Here is a 16,630-nt window from a genome sequence, read left to right on the forward strand (position 1 = left end):
CGCTGCCTCTTTGACGTGGAAAGCAGTATTGGAGGGGCGCAGTGACGCTCTTGTGCCGCGCGCAGGCCTTGTCGCAGGACCAGGTCGTCGCCGCAATTTACGAGACGATGATCCGGCCGGAGCAATTCGACCGGTTCTGCACCGGGCCGCAGGCAGGAGCCGGCGGGGCAGAGGCGTCCGGTGCCGGGCAGCCGCTGGACCGGCTCAGGACGGCGCCGGTGCTGCAGGCGCATTTCGCCCGCGCGGGTGAAATCCAGGAGCAGCAGTGGGATCGTGAAGGGCGGCCGCATCCATGCGGATACTCCGGCAATTGCAGCCGGTTCTGGCTGCTGGCCGGTGCCGGGCCGGCGGGCGGGCTGCTCAATGCCTCGCCGCGGGCGGCGCGGCAGCTCAGCGGCGGTGCGGACCTGCCTGCTGCGATGGGGCTGACCCGCGGGGCAGCGGACCGGTGGCGCAATTTTCTGGAGCAGGTGCGCGGGGGGGCTTTCTGCTGGACGGATGTCCTGCTCCTGGGCACCCGCCGCTCCGGCGAGCGGTTCCTGGTCCGGCCGGTCCGGCTGGAGGGCAGCGGCAGCACGGCGGCGGTTATGGCGGAGCGGCTGGACTGGGAATGGACCAGCGAAGCCTGCGGCCCGGTTGCAGCAGCCCTGGGTCTGCAGAACTCCGGCATCGAGCCGCTGATGGCGGTGATGAGCGGCGCCGGCGGCCGGGTGCCCGCCGGGCTGCAGCAGGTGGCGGCCAGGACCGGGGCGCCGGGCACCGCCGAGCTGATCCGCCTGACCGCCTTCTTGATGACCGAGCACACCCGGGATCTGAAAATCGCCCGGGGCGCACTGCTGCCGCCCGCGGAGGAATTCCGCGACAGCAGCGGGCAGCGCTGCCAGTATTTCCGGTTCGGAGCAGAGACCGGCCAGCCGGTCATCTATGTGCACGGGATCCTGGACGGCCTTGCGCCGCTGCAGAGGCTGCAGCCGCAGCTGCGGAGGCTGGGGTTCCGGGTCTATGCGCCGATGCGGGCCGGCTACGGCAGATCGGCGCCGCTGCCGCGCGGGCAGGACCCGGCGGATGCCTTTGTGCGGCAGCTCGATGCGCTGATCACCCGGGAGAACCTGCAGCGGCCGGTTCTGCTCAGCCACCGCGGCGGCGCGCTCTATGGCTGCCTGGCAGCCAACCGCCTGCACAGCCGGATCTCCGGCCTGGTGGCGGCGGCGTCCAACTGCGCTATCAGCTCGCCGCGGCAGTTTTCCGGCCTCAGCGGCTATGCCTGGATGGTGGCCTTTGCCGCCGCCCGCGCCCGCTGGCTGCTGCCTGCCCTGGTGAGGGTCTGGTCCGGCGCCTTGCACTGGTACGGGCACAAGGCGTTGCTGCAGGTTCAGACCGCCCGCGGCAGCCGCGAGCGGGAGATGCTCGGCCGGATGGAGCTGCTGCCGTTGCTGCGGCAAAGCCAGGCGCTGTTCCTGCAGCAGGGCGGCACCGGGTTTCTGGCCGATGTGCAGATGCTGCGGCAGGGGTTTCAGAAAATGGCGCTGGCCCATGACACCCGCGCGGTCTTCGTGCATGGCGGCGAGGACCATGTGGCTCCGCTGCCGGTGGTGCGCGAGGCCCTCAGCGGCATGCGCAACGCCCAGCTGTGCGTCAGCCAGGAAGCCGGCGCGCTGCTGTTCTACACCTTCCCGGAGCTGGTTCTGACCGCGCTGCAGGATTGCGCCGCTGCAGCGCGGGATGTGGCCTAGCTGCCGAACACCTGCTCAAAGCTGCGCTTGAGGGCGACATCGACATCCGCCATGCTGACCGGAAGCCCCAGGTCCACCAGGCTGGTCACCCCGTAGTCGGTGATGCCGCAGGGCACGATGCCGGTGAAATGCTCCAGCTCCGGTTCCACGTTGATCGAGATGCCGTGGAAACTCACCCATTTGCGCAGGCGGATGCCGATCGCGGCGATCTTGTCCTCGGCCATGGCGCCGCTGGCGGTGCGCGGCTTGTCCGGGCGCTCGACCCAGACGCCGACCCGGCCGTCGCGGATATGGCCCTTGATGTTGAACTCGTCCAGCGCGGCAATCACCCAGTTTTCCAGCTGCTGCACGAACCGGCGCACGTCGTGGCCGCGCTGGCCGACGTTCAGCATCACATAGACCACCCGCTGGCCCGGGCCGTGGTAGGTGTACTGGCCGCCTCGCTTGCTCTCAAAAACCGGAAACCGGTCCGGATCGGTCAGATCCTCGCGCCTGGCCGAGGTGCCGGCGGTGTAAAGCGGCGGATGCTCGACCAGCCAGATGCATTCTTCCGCGGTGCCCGCAGAAATCCCTGCGGCGCGCTCCTCCATGAAGGCAACCGCTTGATCATATTCAACAAGACCGTCCGATGTGATCCACTCAACCATGGCCGTTGCTGTCCTTTTCCGTCCTTCCGGCGGAGCCGGCCCGGTTAAACGGCCGTAAAACTCCTAGGTGCCTGCGCTGCCTGTGGAGTATCCTGATTCCGTAACGAGTATCCATAGGGGGCGAGTATCATGTTTACCAAGCCGCTCAAGCCGGCCCTGACTGCCGTATTTCTGGCAACCTCGGCCACAGGCCCTGCCATCGCGGACGATCTGGGCGCCGCAATTGTCGGGGGCGTCATTGGCGGCGTGATCGTCAATGAAATTCACAAGAACAAGCAGCGCCAGCGCAGCACCACCCGGACCTACCGGCGGGCGCCGGTCTATTCCGCCGCAAGGGCCGAGAACCGCGAGACCCAGGTGGCGCTGAACTATTTCGGCTTCCCTGCGGGCACTGCGGACGGGGTGCTGGGCCGCCGCTCGCGCGGGGCCATCACCCAGTACCAGGTCCACATGGGTTATCCCGCCACCGGCTACCTGGCGCCTTATGAGCGCAATTTCCTGGTCAGTTCCTACAACCGGGCGCAAATCGGCGGCCCGCAGGTGATCAAGGCGATGCAGGGCCCGCACGGCGTGCGCGGCCTGCTGCATGCCTGGCGCGATGAGGCCGCAGGCCTGCGCACCGCCGGCAGCAGCTACGGCGGCAACACCTATGGCGGCCTGCCGCCCGAGGTGAGCCACGCGGTGGACGAGGTCGCCGCCAGCTCCGAACCCTCGGGCGAGCAGCTGCTGCAGCGCACCGGCTTCATGCAGCTGGCCGATCTCAACGGTGACGGCCGCAATGACTATGTGCTGGACACCTCGGTTTCCGGCAGTTCGTTCTGGTGCGGCGCGTCGAATTGCTCAGTGATGGTTTTTGCCTCCACCCCGCAAGGGTACCAGCGCAACGACTTTCTGGCCCGCGGCGTGACCCCGGCCAGCTTTGCCTGCGACCAGGGCGCCTGCCGCATGGCGGACCCCGGTGAAGCCGCTCCGGTGCAGGCGGTGCAGCAGAACCGCAGCACGGTGGCTGCATTTTCCGGGCAGGAGAATACTTCGCTGGGCGGTATCACCCTGTTCGACCAGCCTGAGCAAAGCGCCTCGCTCACCAGCTATTGCAGCAAGGTGAGCCTGCTGACCAGTTCGAACGGCGGCTTCATGACGACGGACAGCATGACCGACCCGGAACTGGCGCTGGGCGAGCAGTTCTGCCTTGCGCGCACCTATGCCATCAACGCGGGCGAGACCCGGGCCGGCAAGGTGCAGGGCGTCAGCCAGGCGCAGATCGACAGCCAGTGCGATGCCTTCGGCCCGGCGGTGGCGCCGTTCCTGGCCAAGCTCGGCACCGCCGGCAGCGGCGAGGTGATGGGGGATGTGCAGAAGTTCGTGCTGCAATCCGGCATGTCGCTGGAACAGCTGGCCAATACCGCAGGCATCTGCCTGTTTTCGGGGTACCGCCGCGATGACATGGATGTGGCGCTGGGGGCTGCCCTGATCCTGACCGGCACCGGCCAGCGGCCCTATGCCGAGCTGATCGGCCACCACCTGGCGCTGGGCTTTGGCGCTCCGGTTGCCTCCGCAAGGGCGCAGGAGTGGTACGGCATGGCGGTGATCTCGCTGGAAAGCGGCACCCCGCCGGTCTTTGCCCCCGGCCAGCCCGGGCGCGCAGAGCTGATCAAGGCCGCCTCGGCCAAGCTGGCGGGCGGCCGGGTGCAGCCGGTGCAGGCGTCCGGCGGCGCGGCGGCGCTGCCCTCCTTCAGCACTGACTGACGGCGCAGACCTGGTTTCAGACCAGTCAGGCGGCCGGCTGAATTGCCGGCTGCCTTTTTTTGTGGCCGGAAAAAAGTTGAAATTGTGCGGCATCCCGGCGGTTTTGGCAGAATTTTTACGTTTAAGTGCTGGAATCCAGTCTTTGACGCGGCGTGTTTCCAGGTAAATTCGGCGCAATCAGAAAGTGCATTCTCTTAGGGGGTTTCATGCGGTTCAAGCTGCTTTCCACATTCGCATTGAGTCTGTCGCTGGCCATGGCGCCGGCGGCCCGCGTGTCTGCTGACGCGGGCGATTTTGCCGCCGGAGCGATAATCGGCGGCATCATCGGCGGCGCTCTGACCAAGAATCAGCAGCGCCGCTCCGGCAGCAAGGCTCCCCGGCGTTCCCGGCTGCCCTCAACGCAAGAGGGGCGCCAGATCCAGGAATCGCTGAACTACTTCGGCTTTCCGGCGGGCACGGTGGACGGCCAGCTGGGCCGCAAATCGCGCGAGGCGGTCTCAACCTATCAGGCCTATATGGGCTATCCCGTCACCGGCCAGCTGAACGATTTCGAAAAGGATCTGCTGATCAGCTCGTTCCAGCGGGCGCAAGCCAGCGGTTACCTGGCCAGCCAGCAGGCGATGGCGCATCCAGACGGCCCGCGCGGCCTGCTGAAAATTTACCTGGCGGAACGGATGGCGCCGCAGCCGCAGCCCTACGGCACGCCGCAGGCGGTGATGGCCGGGGCGGGCGCGGGCACCTACGGGGTGCCGCAGCAGTACGGGCAGGCGCCGCAGCAGCCCTACGGCCAGCAGCAGATGGGATTTGCCGCCGCGCCCCAGGCCTACGGCGTGCCGCAGCAGCAGTACCAGGGCCAGCCGGGCCAGCTCCTGCCGCAGGGCCAGCTCCCTCAGGGCCGGCTTCCGCAGCAGGGTCAGTTTGTGCCGCAGGGCCAGATGGCGGCGGCTGCGCAAGGGCAGGCACCGATCCAGAGTGGCACCTTCATCCAGGGCAGCGGCGCCGCGGCAACGCCGGTGCTGCTGCAGCAGAACGACATCGCCGCCCCGCAGATCAGCCGCCGTGCTCTGGTGATCGGGGTCGACGGCTACCAGAACCTCGCGGCGCTGCAAAAGGCGCGCAACGATGCCCAGGCGGTCAGCAGCACCCTGGCGGCGCTTGGCTTTGAGGTGACGACGCTTTATGACGCCGGCCGCCGCGACATCAACGGCGCGGTCTCCACCTTTGCCAACCAGATCAAGCCGGGGGACGAGGTGCTGTTCTACTTTGCCGGCCACGGGGTCGAGGTGGACGGGCGCAATTACCTGCTGCCGTCGGACGTGCCGATGGTGAATTTCGGCGATGAAAGCTTCCTGACCGGCGAAAGCATCGCTGCCGACCGGGTGCTGGGCACCTTCCAGCGCAAGGGTGCGCGCTCGACCATCATGATTCTGGACGCCTGCCGCAACAACCCGTTCCCGCAGGATGGCCAGCGCTCGGTCGGCGGCAGCCGCGGCCTGGTGCGGATGGAGCCGCCCGAGGGCGCCTTCATCCTTTACTCCGCGGGCGCAGGCCAGACCGCGCTGGACCGGCTGTCGGACAATGACGCCGATCCGAATTCGGTCTTCACCCGTGCGCTGCTGTCGCGCCTGAACGAACCCGGCATGACACTGCACCAGCTTGCCAAGCAGGTGCGCCGCGATGTGCAGGACCTGGCGGCAACGGTGAACCACGATCAGTTCCCGGCCTATTACGACCAGATGTCCGGGGAGATGGTGCTGCGCCGCCAAATGGCTGCCCAGGGCAACTGATCCCACCTGATGCCGCCGGGCCTGATACAGAAACAGCCGGATTAACCGGCTGTTTTCCTGCGCTTAAGAGCGCTTTCCCGCGGCGGCAAACATTCGGCCCAAAAAAGATGATTTTCATCTTCACATCGCTTCCGGGCTGGTCTATACGCCCCTACACCAAGCCTAAGACAGTGCGGTCGTGGCGGAATTGGTAGACGCGCAGCGTTGAGGTCGCTGTTCCTTAACCGGAGTGGAAGTTCGAGTCTTCTCGACCGCACCATACTTTCCCGAAAATCCAAGTGCAGATTGAGCAGCCGTTTGCGGCACCGCGCCACGCTGCCCTGTTGCGGGAATATCAGCGGCCGCAGGCTTTGCCGGCAGGCCCTGGTGTTTCCCGGTTCCGGCGCATCTGCCGGCCGGCTATAAGGGCATTTGCTCCGGGTGCGCGGCATCCGGGACCAAGAATGCCATAACGTGAAGCAGCAGTATGCCCAATCCAGACCCCGGCAGTTGCGACGGCAAGATCCTTGAACGCGAGTTCAGCGCGCTGTCCCTTGCACAGGCTGCGCTGCTGGATGCCGTGGATATGCCTGGCAGCAATGGCCGCTTTGCCCGCCTCTTCTTCAAATCCGGTACGCCGCGCGAACGGCTTGATGTCCCTTCTCCGGATGGCAGAACAGTTTGGCGCAATTACGGCGGGGCGCCGGTTCTGGAGACGGCGATCGAAAAAGGACGTGCTGCGGTTGCGGTATCCGTTGATGGCGCGCTTTACAATGTGCCGCTGCACCCGGATGAAACGGGGCTGTTCGCCGGTCTCAATGCGCTGGCGGCGGTTCGCAATGGCGAAACGGCCCAATCTGCGGCTGACTGGCTGCGTTATCATGTGACACAGCACGGTGCGCAAGGCGCAGTCATCTTTGACCGGGCGCCGCCGCCGGACAGCCGCCGCTTTTTCCAGGACCTGCAGGAGCAGGCTGGATCGATCAAGGGACTCGAACGGGTTGTGGTGGTGCATTGCAAGCTGCCGCTGGGCAAGGAGGGCCTGCCAGAGGAGGCGCACCCTTTCAATGCTCCCGGGGCGCCGGGCAAGGACCGGATGGAAATCCCGCCAGCCGATCCCTGGCGCGCGCCGCTGGGGGAATTCCTGGTCTACGAGATCCTGCGCGCCCGCTTCCTGGGCCGCGCCCGGGCGGTGGCCAATATCGACCTGTTCGATCTGCTGGCACCGGGCGAGGGTCCGAATGTCTTTGACCGCGCCGTCGAGGCGCCCTCCGGTTGTCTCCGCCTGGGCGGGGTGCAGGCGTACCCTTGGCGGGTGCGCAAGGGGGATCAGGTATCCTTTGCGGATCACATCTGCACGCAATTCGACGCCGCCGGGCTGCGGCCGCGCTGGTGCCTGGCGCCGGCCAAGGCCGCGGAGGACTGTATCTGGCGGCTGATCCGGGTGGTCGGGGCGGACCCCGATCCAGCGTCTGACGCGAGGTTCTACCGATGCATGGCACTGCGCCACCCGGCTGACACCGTCTCCAAGATCGTGCCGAAAACCAGCCTGGTGGAAACGCCGGAACTGCTGGCGCTGGCCACGGGCTATTTCAAGGCCAAGCCAGTGCGCATTCCCGAAGAACAAGCCATCAAGCGAAGCGGCGGCAAGCCCAAGACCACTATTGTCACCACGATGAAAAACGAAGGCCCCTTCATCCTGGAATGGCTGGCGTATCACCGGGCGATCGGGGTGGATGATTTCCTCGTCTACACCAATGACTGCACCGACGGCACCGACACCATGCTGCAGATGCTGCAGGAGAAGGGCATTGTCCAGCACCGGGAAAACCCGTTCCGAGGCACCGGGCTGAAGCCGCAGCACGCGGCACTGCAGGCAGCGGAGGAAGAGCCGGTCATTCAGAACGCCGACTGGCTGGTCTGTATGGATGTGGATGAATTCATCAACATCAAATGCGGCGCGGGCCGGCTGGAGGACCTGTTCCAGGCAGTGGGCGGCGCCAACATGATCTCGATGACCTGGCGGCTGTTCGGCAACAATGATGTGCGTGATTTCACCGGCGATCTGATTCTGCGCGAATTCACCCGCTGCGCCTTTGAGGTCACCCGCAAGCCGCATCAGGCCTGGGGGTTCAAGACCCTGTTCCGCAACAGCGGCATCTTCAAAAAGCTGGGGGTCCACCGGCCCAAGGGGCTGAAGCCGCAGTTGTGGGAGGACATCCGCTGGGTCAACGGCTCCGGCCGGGACATGCCGCGCGGGATGTTCCGAAACGGCTGGCGCTCGTCGATGAGCACCTACGGCTATGATCTCGTGCAGCTCAACCATTACGCGGTGCGCAGCGCCGAGAGTTTTCTGGTCAAGCGCGACCGCGGCCGGGTGAACCACGTCGACCGGGATCAGGGACTGTCCTACTGGTTCCGCATGAACAACAACGCCGAGGAGGAGCGCTCGATCCAGCGGATGATCCCGGCGCTGGAGGCAGAGATGGCGCGGCTGCTGGCCGACCCGGAGATCGCCGCCGCGCATGAATTCGCCAGCCGCAAGCACCGCGAGAAGATCGGGGAGCTGAAGACCCGCGATGACATGCTGGCGCTGTTCCGCGAGCTGACCGGGGACAAACTGCGCAAGCTGTCGCGGATGCATGCGCATTTCGGCGCCAATGTCTTCCTGAGCGGTCCCGGCGTGATCCCGGATGAAATTGCCGAAAAGGAGCCTGGCAGCGACTTCTGGTTCACTGTTGAGCGGGGCGAGACCACTCATTGACGCTCAGCGGCCCTGCACATTGACAGGACTCAAGAGGCCGGGTTAAAATTCGTTAACAAAAAAGCGCGGTTAAACAGCTGCATTAATTGGTTTTTTGAGGGGCAGAAATCATGGCACTTCCGGCTATTGCGTCGCTATGGGTGGGCGCGGAGCTCAGCTGGCTGGAACAGCTCTGTCTGCAGTCCTTTCTCGATAACGGTCACGAAGTGGTCCTGTTCACCTATGACAGGGTCAGCGGGGTGCCTGATGGGGTGCAATTGGCGGATGCCAATGAAATCCTGCCGGCCGACCGCATCATCCGCCACGCACGCACGGGCAGCCCGGCCTATCACGCCGATGTTTTCCGGCTGCATTTGCTGCGCCGGACCAATTACATCTGGGCGGATACCGATGCTTATTGCTGCCAGCCCTGGGATATCAAGGGCAAGCATTTCCACGGCTGGATTTCCGACGATAAACCGATGGTCAACAACGGTGTGCTGCGGCTGCCCAAGACATCCAAGACGCTGGCGGAAATGCTGCGGTTCACCAGTGATGAATATCCCATACCGCCCTGGTACAGCGCGGAAAAACAGGCCGAATTGCAGGCGCTGAAGGACAGCGGGCAGGGGGTTCATGTGTCGCTCCTGCCGTGGGGCGTCTGGGGGCCGGACGCGCTGACCTGGTTCCTGCAGAAAACTGGCGAGGTGTCCAATTCCCGCCCCGGTCACGTGATCTATCCGGTGCCATTCAAACGGGCTGGCGTCGTGCTGAACCCGAACCGCCCGAACCAAGCGCACGGCTATATCCGCAGTGATACGCTGTCGATCCATTTCTGGGGGCGCCGCTTCCGCAATATCGCCGCCAAATACGGCGGTGTGCCGGCGGCGGGCTGCTATGTGCACGCGTTGCTGGCCAAGCACGGGATCAATGCGGAGAAGACCCGGCACCTGCTGCAGCCCGCCGCCGGGCAGGAAGAAGCGGCATCGGAGAAAATTGATCCGGCCGCGCTGGATTATTCGATGTTCAGCGATCAGGATGTTGCCAACATCCTGCTGCAGCGCTCCGAACTGGCAAGCTCCGGCCAGACCATCAAGGACTGGATGGCGGGCGACGAGGCACTCCTGCTGCAGGAGGCCCGGGCGCAGCGGGACCATATCCTGCAGGAGTCGGTCCGGATTGCCGAACGGGAGTGCGATTTCTTCCTGAAGTCCACCGATGCCATCGCCCCCAAGCGGGCGGCGGATATCGGCTGCGGCTATGCCTTTGCCAGCTTGCTGTTGCACCGCCGCTATGGATGCGAGATCGTGCTGATCGATATCGAAGAGGGCAACGGCCGCCACTTCGGCTTTCAGGGGGAGGGTGCAGGCTACACCAGTCTGGCAACCGCCCGCGCGTTTCTGGAGAGGAACGGCGTGGCGTCAGAGAAGATCACCACCGTCAACCCCAAGACCGGCGATACCGCGGCGCTGGGGAGTTTCGATCTTGTGATCAGTCTGGCGTCCTGCGGGTTCCATTATCCTGTCGGCACATACGAGGATCTGTTCCGCCATCAGATCAGCAGCGGCGGCGGCATCGTCCTGGATATCCGCAAGGGCTCCGGCGGCATTGGTGCCATGAAGAGCTTTGGCACCGTCGACGTCTTGGCCAAGCACGGAAAATACTCCACGGTTCTTACCCGGGCCGGGCAGGAGCCGTGACCGGTAGCCGGATCCTTAACCCTTTTCGGGTAGGGCAGGGCCGCGGGGGGCTGTCTGGCCCCGGAGTTTGCCGCAACCGGCAGGCCCGTGGAAGGAAATTGAAGGCGCATGCTAAGTCAAGAGTTTGATTTCAAGGCTATTCTGCCAGTGCTGGATGTGGACGAAGTCCGCACGGTCGCCGATGTCAACGGTCAGGCCCCTGAACTTTGCATTCTGCTGCATCAGCGCTTTGGCTGCAGCATTGACTTGATCAGCCTTGACCGCAAGGGACAGCAGGCCCGCCCGGATGAGACGGGGCTGCAGAACTGGCTGACCCGGCTTGAACAGGGCGGTGTGGACCGGGACGCGATCCGGGTCGCGGATCAGTCTCGCGGCCTGGACAGCTACGACGTGATCCTGGCGCTGAACAGCTATGGCGCCCGCCACAAGATCCAGAATTTCAAACCGGTGCTGGACCGCGTACTGCATCCGCTCAGCCGCCTTGTTATCGAGATTCGCAAGGGGTCGGGCAGCTACCCGTTCCTCAAGGCCTATGGCAGCTGCAACACCCTGGTGCCGCCCGAGGCTGGCAGGAACGGCCTGGCGATCCTCTCAGCCGAGCCGCAGGAGATGCTGCCGCCCTCGGGCGAATGGTCCAAAGTGGCCCGCCGGCTGGCCGGCAAGGCCGGCTTCTTTGACGAACTGGAGGAGCATTCCTTTCTGTTCATGCCGCGCGGCGGCACGCTGGTGGTCACCTTCGACAATCTCGACATCGCGATGACCAAGCGGGACGACCGGCGCCCCTGGGGGTTCAGCTTCATCGAGGCGCAGGGCTGGTCGATGCTGGGCGTGATGGCCAACGGCTGGACCTGGTTCCGGCACCAGGAGGTCAGCCGCAAGTTCGAGGAGCTGCGCGACGAAGGGTTCTTTGCGCAGTTTTCTCGTGTGGTCTTCTACGGCGCCTCGATGGGCGGCTATGCGGCAGCGGCCTATGCTGCGGCGGCGCCGGGGGCGACGGTCTTTGCGATCAGCCCGCAGTCGACCCTCGACAAGACCCTTGTGCCTTGGGAGATGCGCTACAAGAAAGTCTGGGACCGTGATTTTTCCGGGCCGTTCGGCGATGCCGCGCAGGCCAGCCAGGCCGCAGGCGATGTGCACATCTTGTTCGACCCCTACGTGGCTCCCGATGCCGCCCATGCGGCCCGTTTCGGCGGTGCCAATGTCACTTTCTGGCGCTGCCCCTTGCTGGGGCACCGTCTGGGCTCATCACTGCAGCAGATGGGCGTCCTGCAGGAGATCGCCCGCGGCGCAATAGCCGGTGAGCTTCTGCCGCAGCAGTTCCACCGTCTGCTGCGCCGGCGGCACAGTTTCCCGCGGTTCCAGCGAGAGCTTGCCAACCTGGCATTGGACCGCGGCCATCCACGGCTTGCGAAACAGGTCTGCGACTATATTCTGCGCCAGCGGGAAGACCGGTTCTTCCGTCGGATGAAGGCGCGGCTGTGACCGGCGCAGGCGGTTGCGCGGCGGGGCGGAGCCCGGTCAGAGGCCGGACAGGACGATGAAACAGACAGACAGCAGCATGCGGGACATAACTCTCGCCTTTCACATCGGGGCTCCAAACACCGACAACGGCCAGCTGACCTGGTCACTGCGCAAGGACGCGTTGCCGCTGCTGGAGCGCGGGGTCATGATCCGCCGCCCAGGCACCTACATGAAGGCGATCAACCAGCTCCTGCGCAAGCAGGAGCAGGAACTCGCGGGCGATCAGGAGCGCGGGGCGCTGCTGTCCGGTATGGTCAAGGATCAGGATGTTAGCCGCATCATCCTGACCAATTCCGGTTTTCTCGGCGTTCCGGGCTGGATGCTCAGCGGCGGACGGCTGTTCCGCAATGCCGGCAGCAACACAGCGGCCTTGCGGGGTCTGTTTCCCGGCAACCCTTGTGAGTTCTTCCTTGGCCTGCGCAACCCGGCGACCCTGATCGGGCCGGTTTTCAAGTCGCAGTCCAGCAGGAGCTGGGAGCAGTTCGCCGCGGGCGCGGATTTCCTGAACCTGCGCTGGTCCGACGTGGTCGCGGACATCCTGCAGAGCAACCCTGGCTGCCGCATCACCGTCTGGTGCAACGAGGAAACTCCGGTGATCTGGCCCGGCATTCTGGGCCATGTGACCGGTCTGGGCGGCGGCTTCCGGTTCAGCGGTGAGCTGGACATTACCCGCGGCATCATTTCCGAGTCCGGCTATGAACGGCTGGAGGCCTATCTGGCAAGCCGCCCAGGCCTGTCCGAGGACCAGCGCGAACGGGTACGGGCGCTGTTCCTGACTTATTTCCACTCCGAAGAGGCGGTGGAAGAGGAAATCGATCTGCCGGGCTGGTCGCAGGGGCTGGTGGATAAGATGAGCGAAGCCTATCTGGCCGATACCGAGCTGATCCGTGGGATGCCCGGGGTCACCTTCCTGTGCTGAACGCCGCGCGGCCGTAGAGCGGCTTCATCAGGATCGCGGTCAAATACATCGGAATCTGGTAGCAGCCGAGGAATATCAGCAGCGGATCGGTGGTGGCTGCGGGCAGGGCGATCAGGAAGAGGGCGAAGTTCCGGTTGCCGGCGACAACGGCACACGGCACGGCGCCACTGCCCGCGCGGCGGCGCAATACCGCAAAGGCCAGCACCTGCAGGCCGAGATTGGCGGCCAGCGCAAAGCCCAGCCACTGCGCAACCAGCATCGGGTTCTGGCGCAGCGCAGGTCCCAGCGCCGCCATCAGCCCCACCACAATCACCGCCAGCGCAATCACCGTCAGCCCGTCGATGGCCCTGGCCTGATCCTCGCGCAGTTCCGGCAATGTCAGGCGGCGCAGCAGGAAGGCCGCCGTCACGGTGATGCCTATCGCTCCGATCAGCCGTCCGGCAGCGCGCAGCACGTCGCCGAGGTCGCCGAGGCCGGGGGCCAGCAGGAACACCGGGATCACCGTCAGCGGCATCAATGCGGTCCCCGTGATGAGCAGGCGGAACGCAGGCTCCGGCGCGTGCCCCATCAGCGCGGTGATGTTGGGGCTGCCGGTGACGGATGGTGCGCTGAGCATCAGGATCAGCGCCACCGCGGCAGGCGTCTGGGCGACGCCGAGCATTGACGCCAGCCCAAGTGCCAGCAGCGGCAATCCCATCTGCAAGAGGGCAATTGCCTTGAGCGTGCCGATCCCGTCTGCCAGCCCGCCCGCGGCTTTGTGCAGGCCGATCCGGAAGGCGTTCAGGAACAACAGCCCGGCCACCATTTCCGGCAGCCAGGGCTGCAGAGCGGCGGCTGCCCCGGGCAGCAGCAGCCCGGCCAGCAGCCCCGTCACCAAGGCGGCCCGCCCGTGCCGGGCCGCAAATGCGAGCGCGCGCAGCATGGGGTCAGACCGGGCCCGGCCGCAGGTTGTTGGGCAGATAGGTCGCCAGGTCCGGAAAGGCGATGAGCACAAACACCATCAGCACCATGATCAGGAACATCGGCACCGCAGCGCGGGCGATATAGCTCATCTCGTGGCGGGTCATGCCCTGCATCACAAACAGGTTGAAGCCGATCGGCGGGGTGATCTGCGCCATTTCCACCACCACCACGATGAAGATGCCGAACCAGATCAGGTCGATGCCCGCCTGGCGGATCATCGGCTCCACCACCGCCATGGTCAGCACCACCGAGGAGATGCCGTCGAGGAAACAGCCCAGCACGACGTAGAACACCAAGAGCACCATCAGCAGCTCGAACCGGCTCAGCTCCCAGCCCGCGATCAGGTCCGCCAGCCCGCGCGGCAGGCCGGTAAAGCCCATCGACAAGGACAGGAAGGCCGCGCCTGCCAGGATCAGCGCGATCATCGCGCTGGTGCGGGTGGCGCCCATCAGGCTTTCGGTGAAGGTCTTCCAGGTCAGCGAGCCTTGCCCCAATGCCAGCAGCAGCGAGCCGATGACGCCAAACGCTGCCGCCTCGGTCGCGGTGGCAAAGCCCAGGTACATCGAGCCGATCACCACCACGATCAGCGCAATCACCGGCGCCAGAAAGCGGGAGTTCTTCACCTTCTCGGCAAAGCTCAGCTTGGCCTCGGGGGTTGGGTTCCAGTCCTTGCCCACCTTGGAGTAGATCGCCACATAGCCCATGAACATCGCCGCCAGCACCAGCCCCGGCAGGATGCCGGCAAAGAACAGCTTGGTAATCGATTCATTGATGGTGACGCCATAGACGATCAGCGTCAGCGACGGCGGGATCATCAGCCCCAGCGTGGCCGCACCGGTCAGCGTGCCGATCACCATCCGCTCGGGATAGTTGCGCTTGCGCAGCTCCGGGATCGACATCTTGCCGACCGTGGTCAGCGTCGCAGCGGAAGAACCGGAAACCGCGGCAAACACCGTGCAGCCGACGATATTGGTATGCACCAGCCCGCCGGGCAGGGGGGCCATCCAGGGCGACAGCCCCTTGAACATGTCCTCGGACAGGCGGGTCCGGTACAGGATCTCCCCCATCCAGATGAACATCGGCAGCGCCGTCAGGGTCCAGCTGGACGATGCCGACCAGACCGTGGTCAGCATCACATCGCCGACAGGCCTTGTGGTGAACAGCTCCATGCCGACCCATGCCACGCCCATCAGCGCCAGGCCAACCCAGACGCCGCTGCCCAGCAGGGTGAATAGCACAAAGAGAAAGAGAATGATGACTGAGATATTTTCCATGTGCCCTTACTCCGCGTGGCTCTGGTCTTCCAGATCCCGGGTGATGCGGTGGCCGCCGCGGAAAATCACATGGATCAGGTGGTCGGTGAGGGCGATGGCCAGAACGGCGGCGCCAATGAGCATCACGCTTTGCGGCATCCACAAAGGCGTGCGGTCCTGGCCCTGGCTCACATCATTGAACTTCCAGCTCCAGTAGACAAAGCGGTAGGCGTAATAGGTGAAGTACCACATCACCGCAGTGCCGATGCCAAAGCACCAGATCTCCAGCATCCGGCGGAAACCTTCGGGCACGGCATTCAGCAGGATCGACACCCGGATATGGCTGCCGCGGTTCAGCGCATTGGCAAAGGCCAGGAACGACGCCGCCGCCATTGCATATCCTGCGTAATCCGGCGCACCGGGAAACACTTCACCGGTCCAGCGGGCCAGCATCTGGACAACGATCAGGCCCAATATGGCAATCAGGCAGAGGGCGGCCAGCACCCCCGCCGCGAGGTACAGAAAATCGAGACCGGAGCGCAGCCCCCTGAGCACAGTCATAGCATCCCCATCGGCTTATTTTAGTATGAGAATACGGGCGGTACCTGTCGCGCCGCCCGTATCAGGCATGCTGATTATTCTGCGCGGAATGCATCGACGATGGCCTTGCCCTCGTCACCGGCCGCTTCTAGCCATTCATCGGTCATGGTGACGCCGATTTCCTTGAGCTCACCGGTCATCTGCTCCGACGCCGGGCCGACGGTCATGCCGCCATCGCGCAGCCCTTGCAGGGTGAACCCGGTGTATTCCTTGGCGCGCCAATTGCCCGCGTATTCGGCCAGCCTGGCACAGCCCTTGATCACGTTCCGGCTAGCCTCGGAAGTGCCGTTCCAGATTTCGGTGTTCACAAACACATAGTTGCGCGGCAGCCAGGCATCCACTTCGTAGAAATAGTTCAGGCTTTCCCAGACCTTGCGGTCATAGCCGGTGGAGCCGGAGGAGACCATGGACTCCGCCACCCCGGTGGCAAAGGCCTGGCTGATTTCAGCCGCTTCGATGGTCACCGGCAGCATGCCCGTCAGCTCCGCCAGCCGCGAAGTGGCGTTGTTGTAGGAGCGGAACTTGATGCCCTTCATCTCGGCGACCGAGTTCACCTCGTTCTTGAAATAAAGCCCCTGCGGCGGCCACGGCACGGCATAAAGCAGGGTCAGGTTCTGCTCGGCCAGCAGCTTCTCGATGGCGGGTTTGGCGGCCTTCCACAGCTTGTCGCTGTCATCGAACGAGGTCGCCAGGAACGGGATCGAGTCAAAGCCGAACAGCGGGTTTTCGTTCTGGTGGCCGGACAAGAGCCGCTCGCCGATCGGCGCCTGGCCGGTCTGCACCGCGCGCTTGATATCGGCGCCCTTGAACAGCGAGCCCGACGGGTGGGTCTTGATTTCAACCTCGCCGCCGGTGCCGGTGGTCACGCATTCGGCAAACTCCGCTCCGGTGGCCGAGTGGAAATTGGAGGCCGAATAGGCCATCGGCATATCCCAGGTTTCCGCCGTGGCGGGCAGGGCGGCAGCCGCAGTCAGTGCAGTGGCGGCCAGCAGTCTGGTCAGGTTCTTCATGGTCTTCTCCCTGTTTCAGTTTCGGCCCC

12 protein-coding genes and 1 tRNA gene are annotated in these 16,630 nt (G+C 64.9%); 8 read left to right on the plus strand and 5 right to left on the minus strand.

What is annotated here, in order from left to right; translation table 11 throughout:
• Nucleotides 1-41 precede the first annotated feature (41 nt).
• Complete coding sequence (locus OKQ63_RS04580) at nucleotides 42-1,733, plus strand: alpha/beta fold hydrolase (protein WP_264212787.1); 1,692 nt, start codon at nucleotides 42-44, stop codon at nucleotides 1,731-1,733.
• Here OKQ63_RS04580 and lipB read toward each other — a convergent pair.
• The gene (gene lipB, locus OKQ63_RS04585; RefSeq protein ID WP_264212788.1) at nucleotides 1,730-2,380 is read right to left on the minus strand and encodes a lipoyl(octanoyl) transferase LipB; all 651 of its coding nucleotides are present in this window, start codon (nucleotides 2,378-2,380) and stop codon (nucleotides 1,730-1,732) included. The genes OKQ63_RS04580 and lipB overlap by 4 nt on opposite strands.
• 129 nt (nucleotides 2,381-2,509) lie before the next feature.
• Between lipB and OKQ63_RS04590 the strand changes: the two genes are divergently transcribed.
• The 7 genes from OKQ63_RS04590 (at nucleotide 2,510) to OKQ63_RS04620 (ending at nucleotide 12,775) form a co-directional block, all read left to right on the plus strand.
• Nucleotides 2,510-4,126 carry a peptidoglycan-binding domain-containing protein gene (locus tag OKQ63_RS04590; RefSeq protein ID WP_264212789.1) on the plus strand — a complete coding sequence of 539 codons (1,617 nt, stop codon included), beginning with the start codon at nucleotides 2,510-2,512 and terminating at the stop codon, nucleotides 4,124-4,126.
• Nucleotides 4,127-4,332: 206 nt separating this feature from the next.
• A complete protein-coding gene (locus OKQ63_RS04595; RefSeq protein WP_264212790.1) occupies nucleotides 4,333-5,913 on the plus strand; it encodes a caspase family protein in 1,581 nt (526 codons plus the stop codon).
• A gap of 172 nt (nucleotides 5,914-6,085) precedes the next feature.
• A tRNA-Leu gene (locus OKQ63_RS04600) sits at nucleotides 6,086-6,172 on the plus strand.
• Between the two features lie 207 nt (nucleotides 6,173-6,379).
• Nucleotides 6,380-8,656 carry a glycosyltransferase family 2 protein gene (locus tag OKQ63_RS04605; RefSeq protein WP_264212791.1) on the plus strand — a complete coding sequence of 759 codons (2,277 nt, stop codon included), beginning with the start codon at nucleotides 6,380-6,382 and terminating at the stop codon, nucleotides 8,654-8,656.
• A 110-nt stretch (nucleotides 8,657-8,766) separates the two neighbouring features.
• Nucleotides 8,767-10,335 (plus strand): class I SAM-dependent methyltransferase, encoded by a 1,569-nt coding sequence (locus OKQ63_RS04610; protein WP_264212792.1) that lies wholly within the window; start codon nucleotides 8,767-8,769, stop codon nucleotides 10,333-10,335.
• Nucleotides 10,336-10,443: 108 nt separating this feature from the next.
• Nucleotides 10,444-11,817 carry a hypothetical protein gene (locus OKQ63_RS04615; protein ID WP_264212793.1) on the plus strand — a complete coding sequence of 458 codons (1,374 nt, stop codon included), beginning with the start codon at nucleotides 10,444-10,446 and terminating at the stop codon, nucleotides 11,815-11,817.
• Nucleotides 11,818-11,872: 55 nt separating this feature from the next.
• Nucleotides 11,873-12,775: a hypothetical protein gene (locus tag OKQ63_RS04620; protein ID WP_264212794.1), complete on the plus strand. Its 903-nt coding sequence runs from the start codon at nucleotides 11,873-11,875 to the stop codon at nucleotides 12,773-12,775.
• Here OKQ63_RS04620 and OKQ63_RS04625 read toward each other — a convergent pair.
• The 4 genes from OKQ63_RS04625 to OKQ63_RS04640 all read right to left on the minus strand — a co-directional run bounded on the left by OKQ63_RS04625 (nucleotide 12,759) and on the right by OKQ63_RS04640 (nucleotide 16,601).
• Nucleotides 12,759-13,697 (minus strand): hypothetical protein, encoded by a 939-nt coding sequence (locus tag OKQ63_RS04625; RefSeq protein WP_264212795.1) that lies wholly within the window; start codon nucleotides 13,695-13,697, stop codon nucleotides 12,759-12,761. The two genes, OKQ63_RS04620 and OKQ63_RS04625, sit on opposite strands and share 17 nt — an antisense overlap.
• A 4-nt stretch (nucleotides 13,698-13,701) precedes the next feature.
• Nucleotides 13,702-15,012 carry a TRAP transporter large permease gene (locus OKQ63_RS04630; protein ID WP_264212796.1) on the minus strand — a complete coding sequence of 437 codons (1,311 nt, stop codon included), beginning with the start codon at nucleotides 15,010-15,012 and terminating at the stop codon, nucleotides 13,702-13,704.
• 6 nt (nucleotides 15,013-15,018) lie between these two features.
• Nucleotides 15,019-15,552: a TRAP transporter small permease gene (locus OKQ63_RS04635; protein WP_264212797.1), complete on the minus strand. Its 534-nt coding sequence runs from the start codon at nucleotides 15,550-15,552 to the stop codon at nucleotides 15,019-15,021.
• Between the two features lie 74 nt (nucleotides 15,553-15,626).
• Nucleotides 15,627-16,601 (minus strand): TRAP transporter substrate-binding protein, encoded by a 975-nt coding sequence (locus OKQ63_RS04640; RefSeq protein WP_264212798.1) that lies wholly within the window; start codon nucleotides 16,599-16,601, stop codon nucleotides 15,627-15,629.
• Nucleotides 16,602-16,630: the final 29 nt, after the last annotated feature.

Origin of the sequence: Leisingera thetidis, assembly GCF_025857195.1 — a bacterium.
GTDB classification, from domain to species: Bacteria; Pseudomonadota; Alphaproteobacteria; order Rhodobacterales; family Rhodobacteraceae; genus Leisingera; species Leisingera thetidis.

What these genes read in the sequence shown, in the direction of transcription:
- OKQ63_RS04620 (WP_264212794.1), top strand. Translation starts at nt 11,873, where the DNA reads ATGAAACAGACAGACAGCAGCATGCGGGACATAACTCTCGCCTTTCAC.
- OKQ63_RS04610 (WP_264212792.1), top strand. Translation starts at nt 8,767, where the DNA reads ATGGCACTTCCGGCTATTGCGTCGCTATGGGTGGGCGCGGAGCTCAGC.
- lipB (WP_264212788.1), bottom strand. Translation starts at nt 2,380, where the DNA reads ATGGTTGAGTGGATCACATCGGACGGTCTTGTTGAATATGATCAAGCG.
- OKQ63_RS04590 (WP_264212789.1), top strand. Translation starts at nt 2,510, where the DNA reads ATGTTTACCAAGCCGCTCAAGCCGGCCCTGACTGCCGTATTTCTGGCA.
- OKQ63_RS04635 (WP_264212797.1), bottom strand. Translation starts at nt 15,552, where the DNA reads ATGACTGTGCTCAGGGGGCTGCGCTCCGGTCTCGATTTTCTGTACCTC.
- OKQ63_RS04605 (WP_264212791.1), top strand. Translation starts at nt 6,380, where the DNA reads ATGCCCAATCCAGACCCCGGCAGTTGCGACGGCAAGATCCTTGAACGC.
- OKQ63_RS04630 (WP_264212796.1), bottom strand. Translation starts at nt 15,012, where the DNA reads ATGGAAAATATCTCAGTCATCATTCTCTTTCTCTTTGTGCTATTCACC.
- OKQ63_RS04640 (WP_264212798.1), bottom strand. Translation starts at nt 16,601, where the DNA reads ATGAAGAACCTGACCAGACTGCTGGCCGCCACTGCACTGACTGCGGCT.
- OKQ63_RS04615 (WP_264212793.1), top strand. Translation starts at nt 10,444, where the DNA reads ATGCTAAGTCAAGAGTTTGATTTCAAGGCTATTCTGCCAGTGCTGGAT.
- OKQ63_RS04595 (WP_264212790.1), top strand. Translation starts at nt 4,333, where the DNA reads ATGCGGTTCAAGCTGCTTTCCACATTCGCATTGAGTCTGTCGCTGGCC.
- OKQ63_RS04625 (WP_264212795.1), bottom strand. Translation starts at nt 13,697, where the DNA reads ATGCTGCGCGCGCTCGCATTTGCGGCCCGGCACGGGCGGGCCGCCTTG.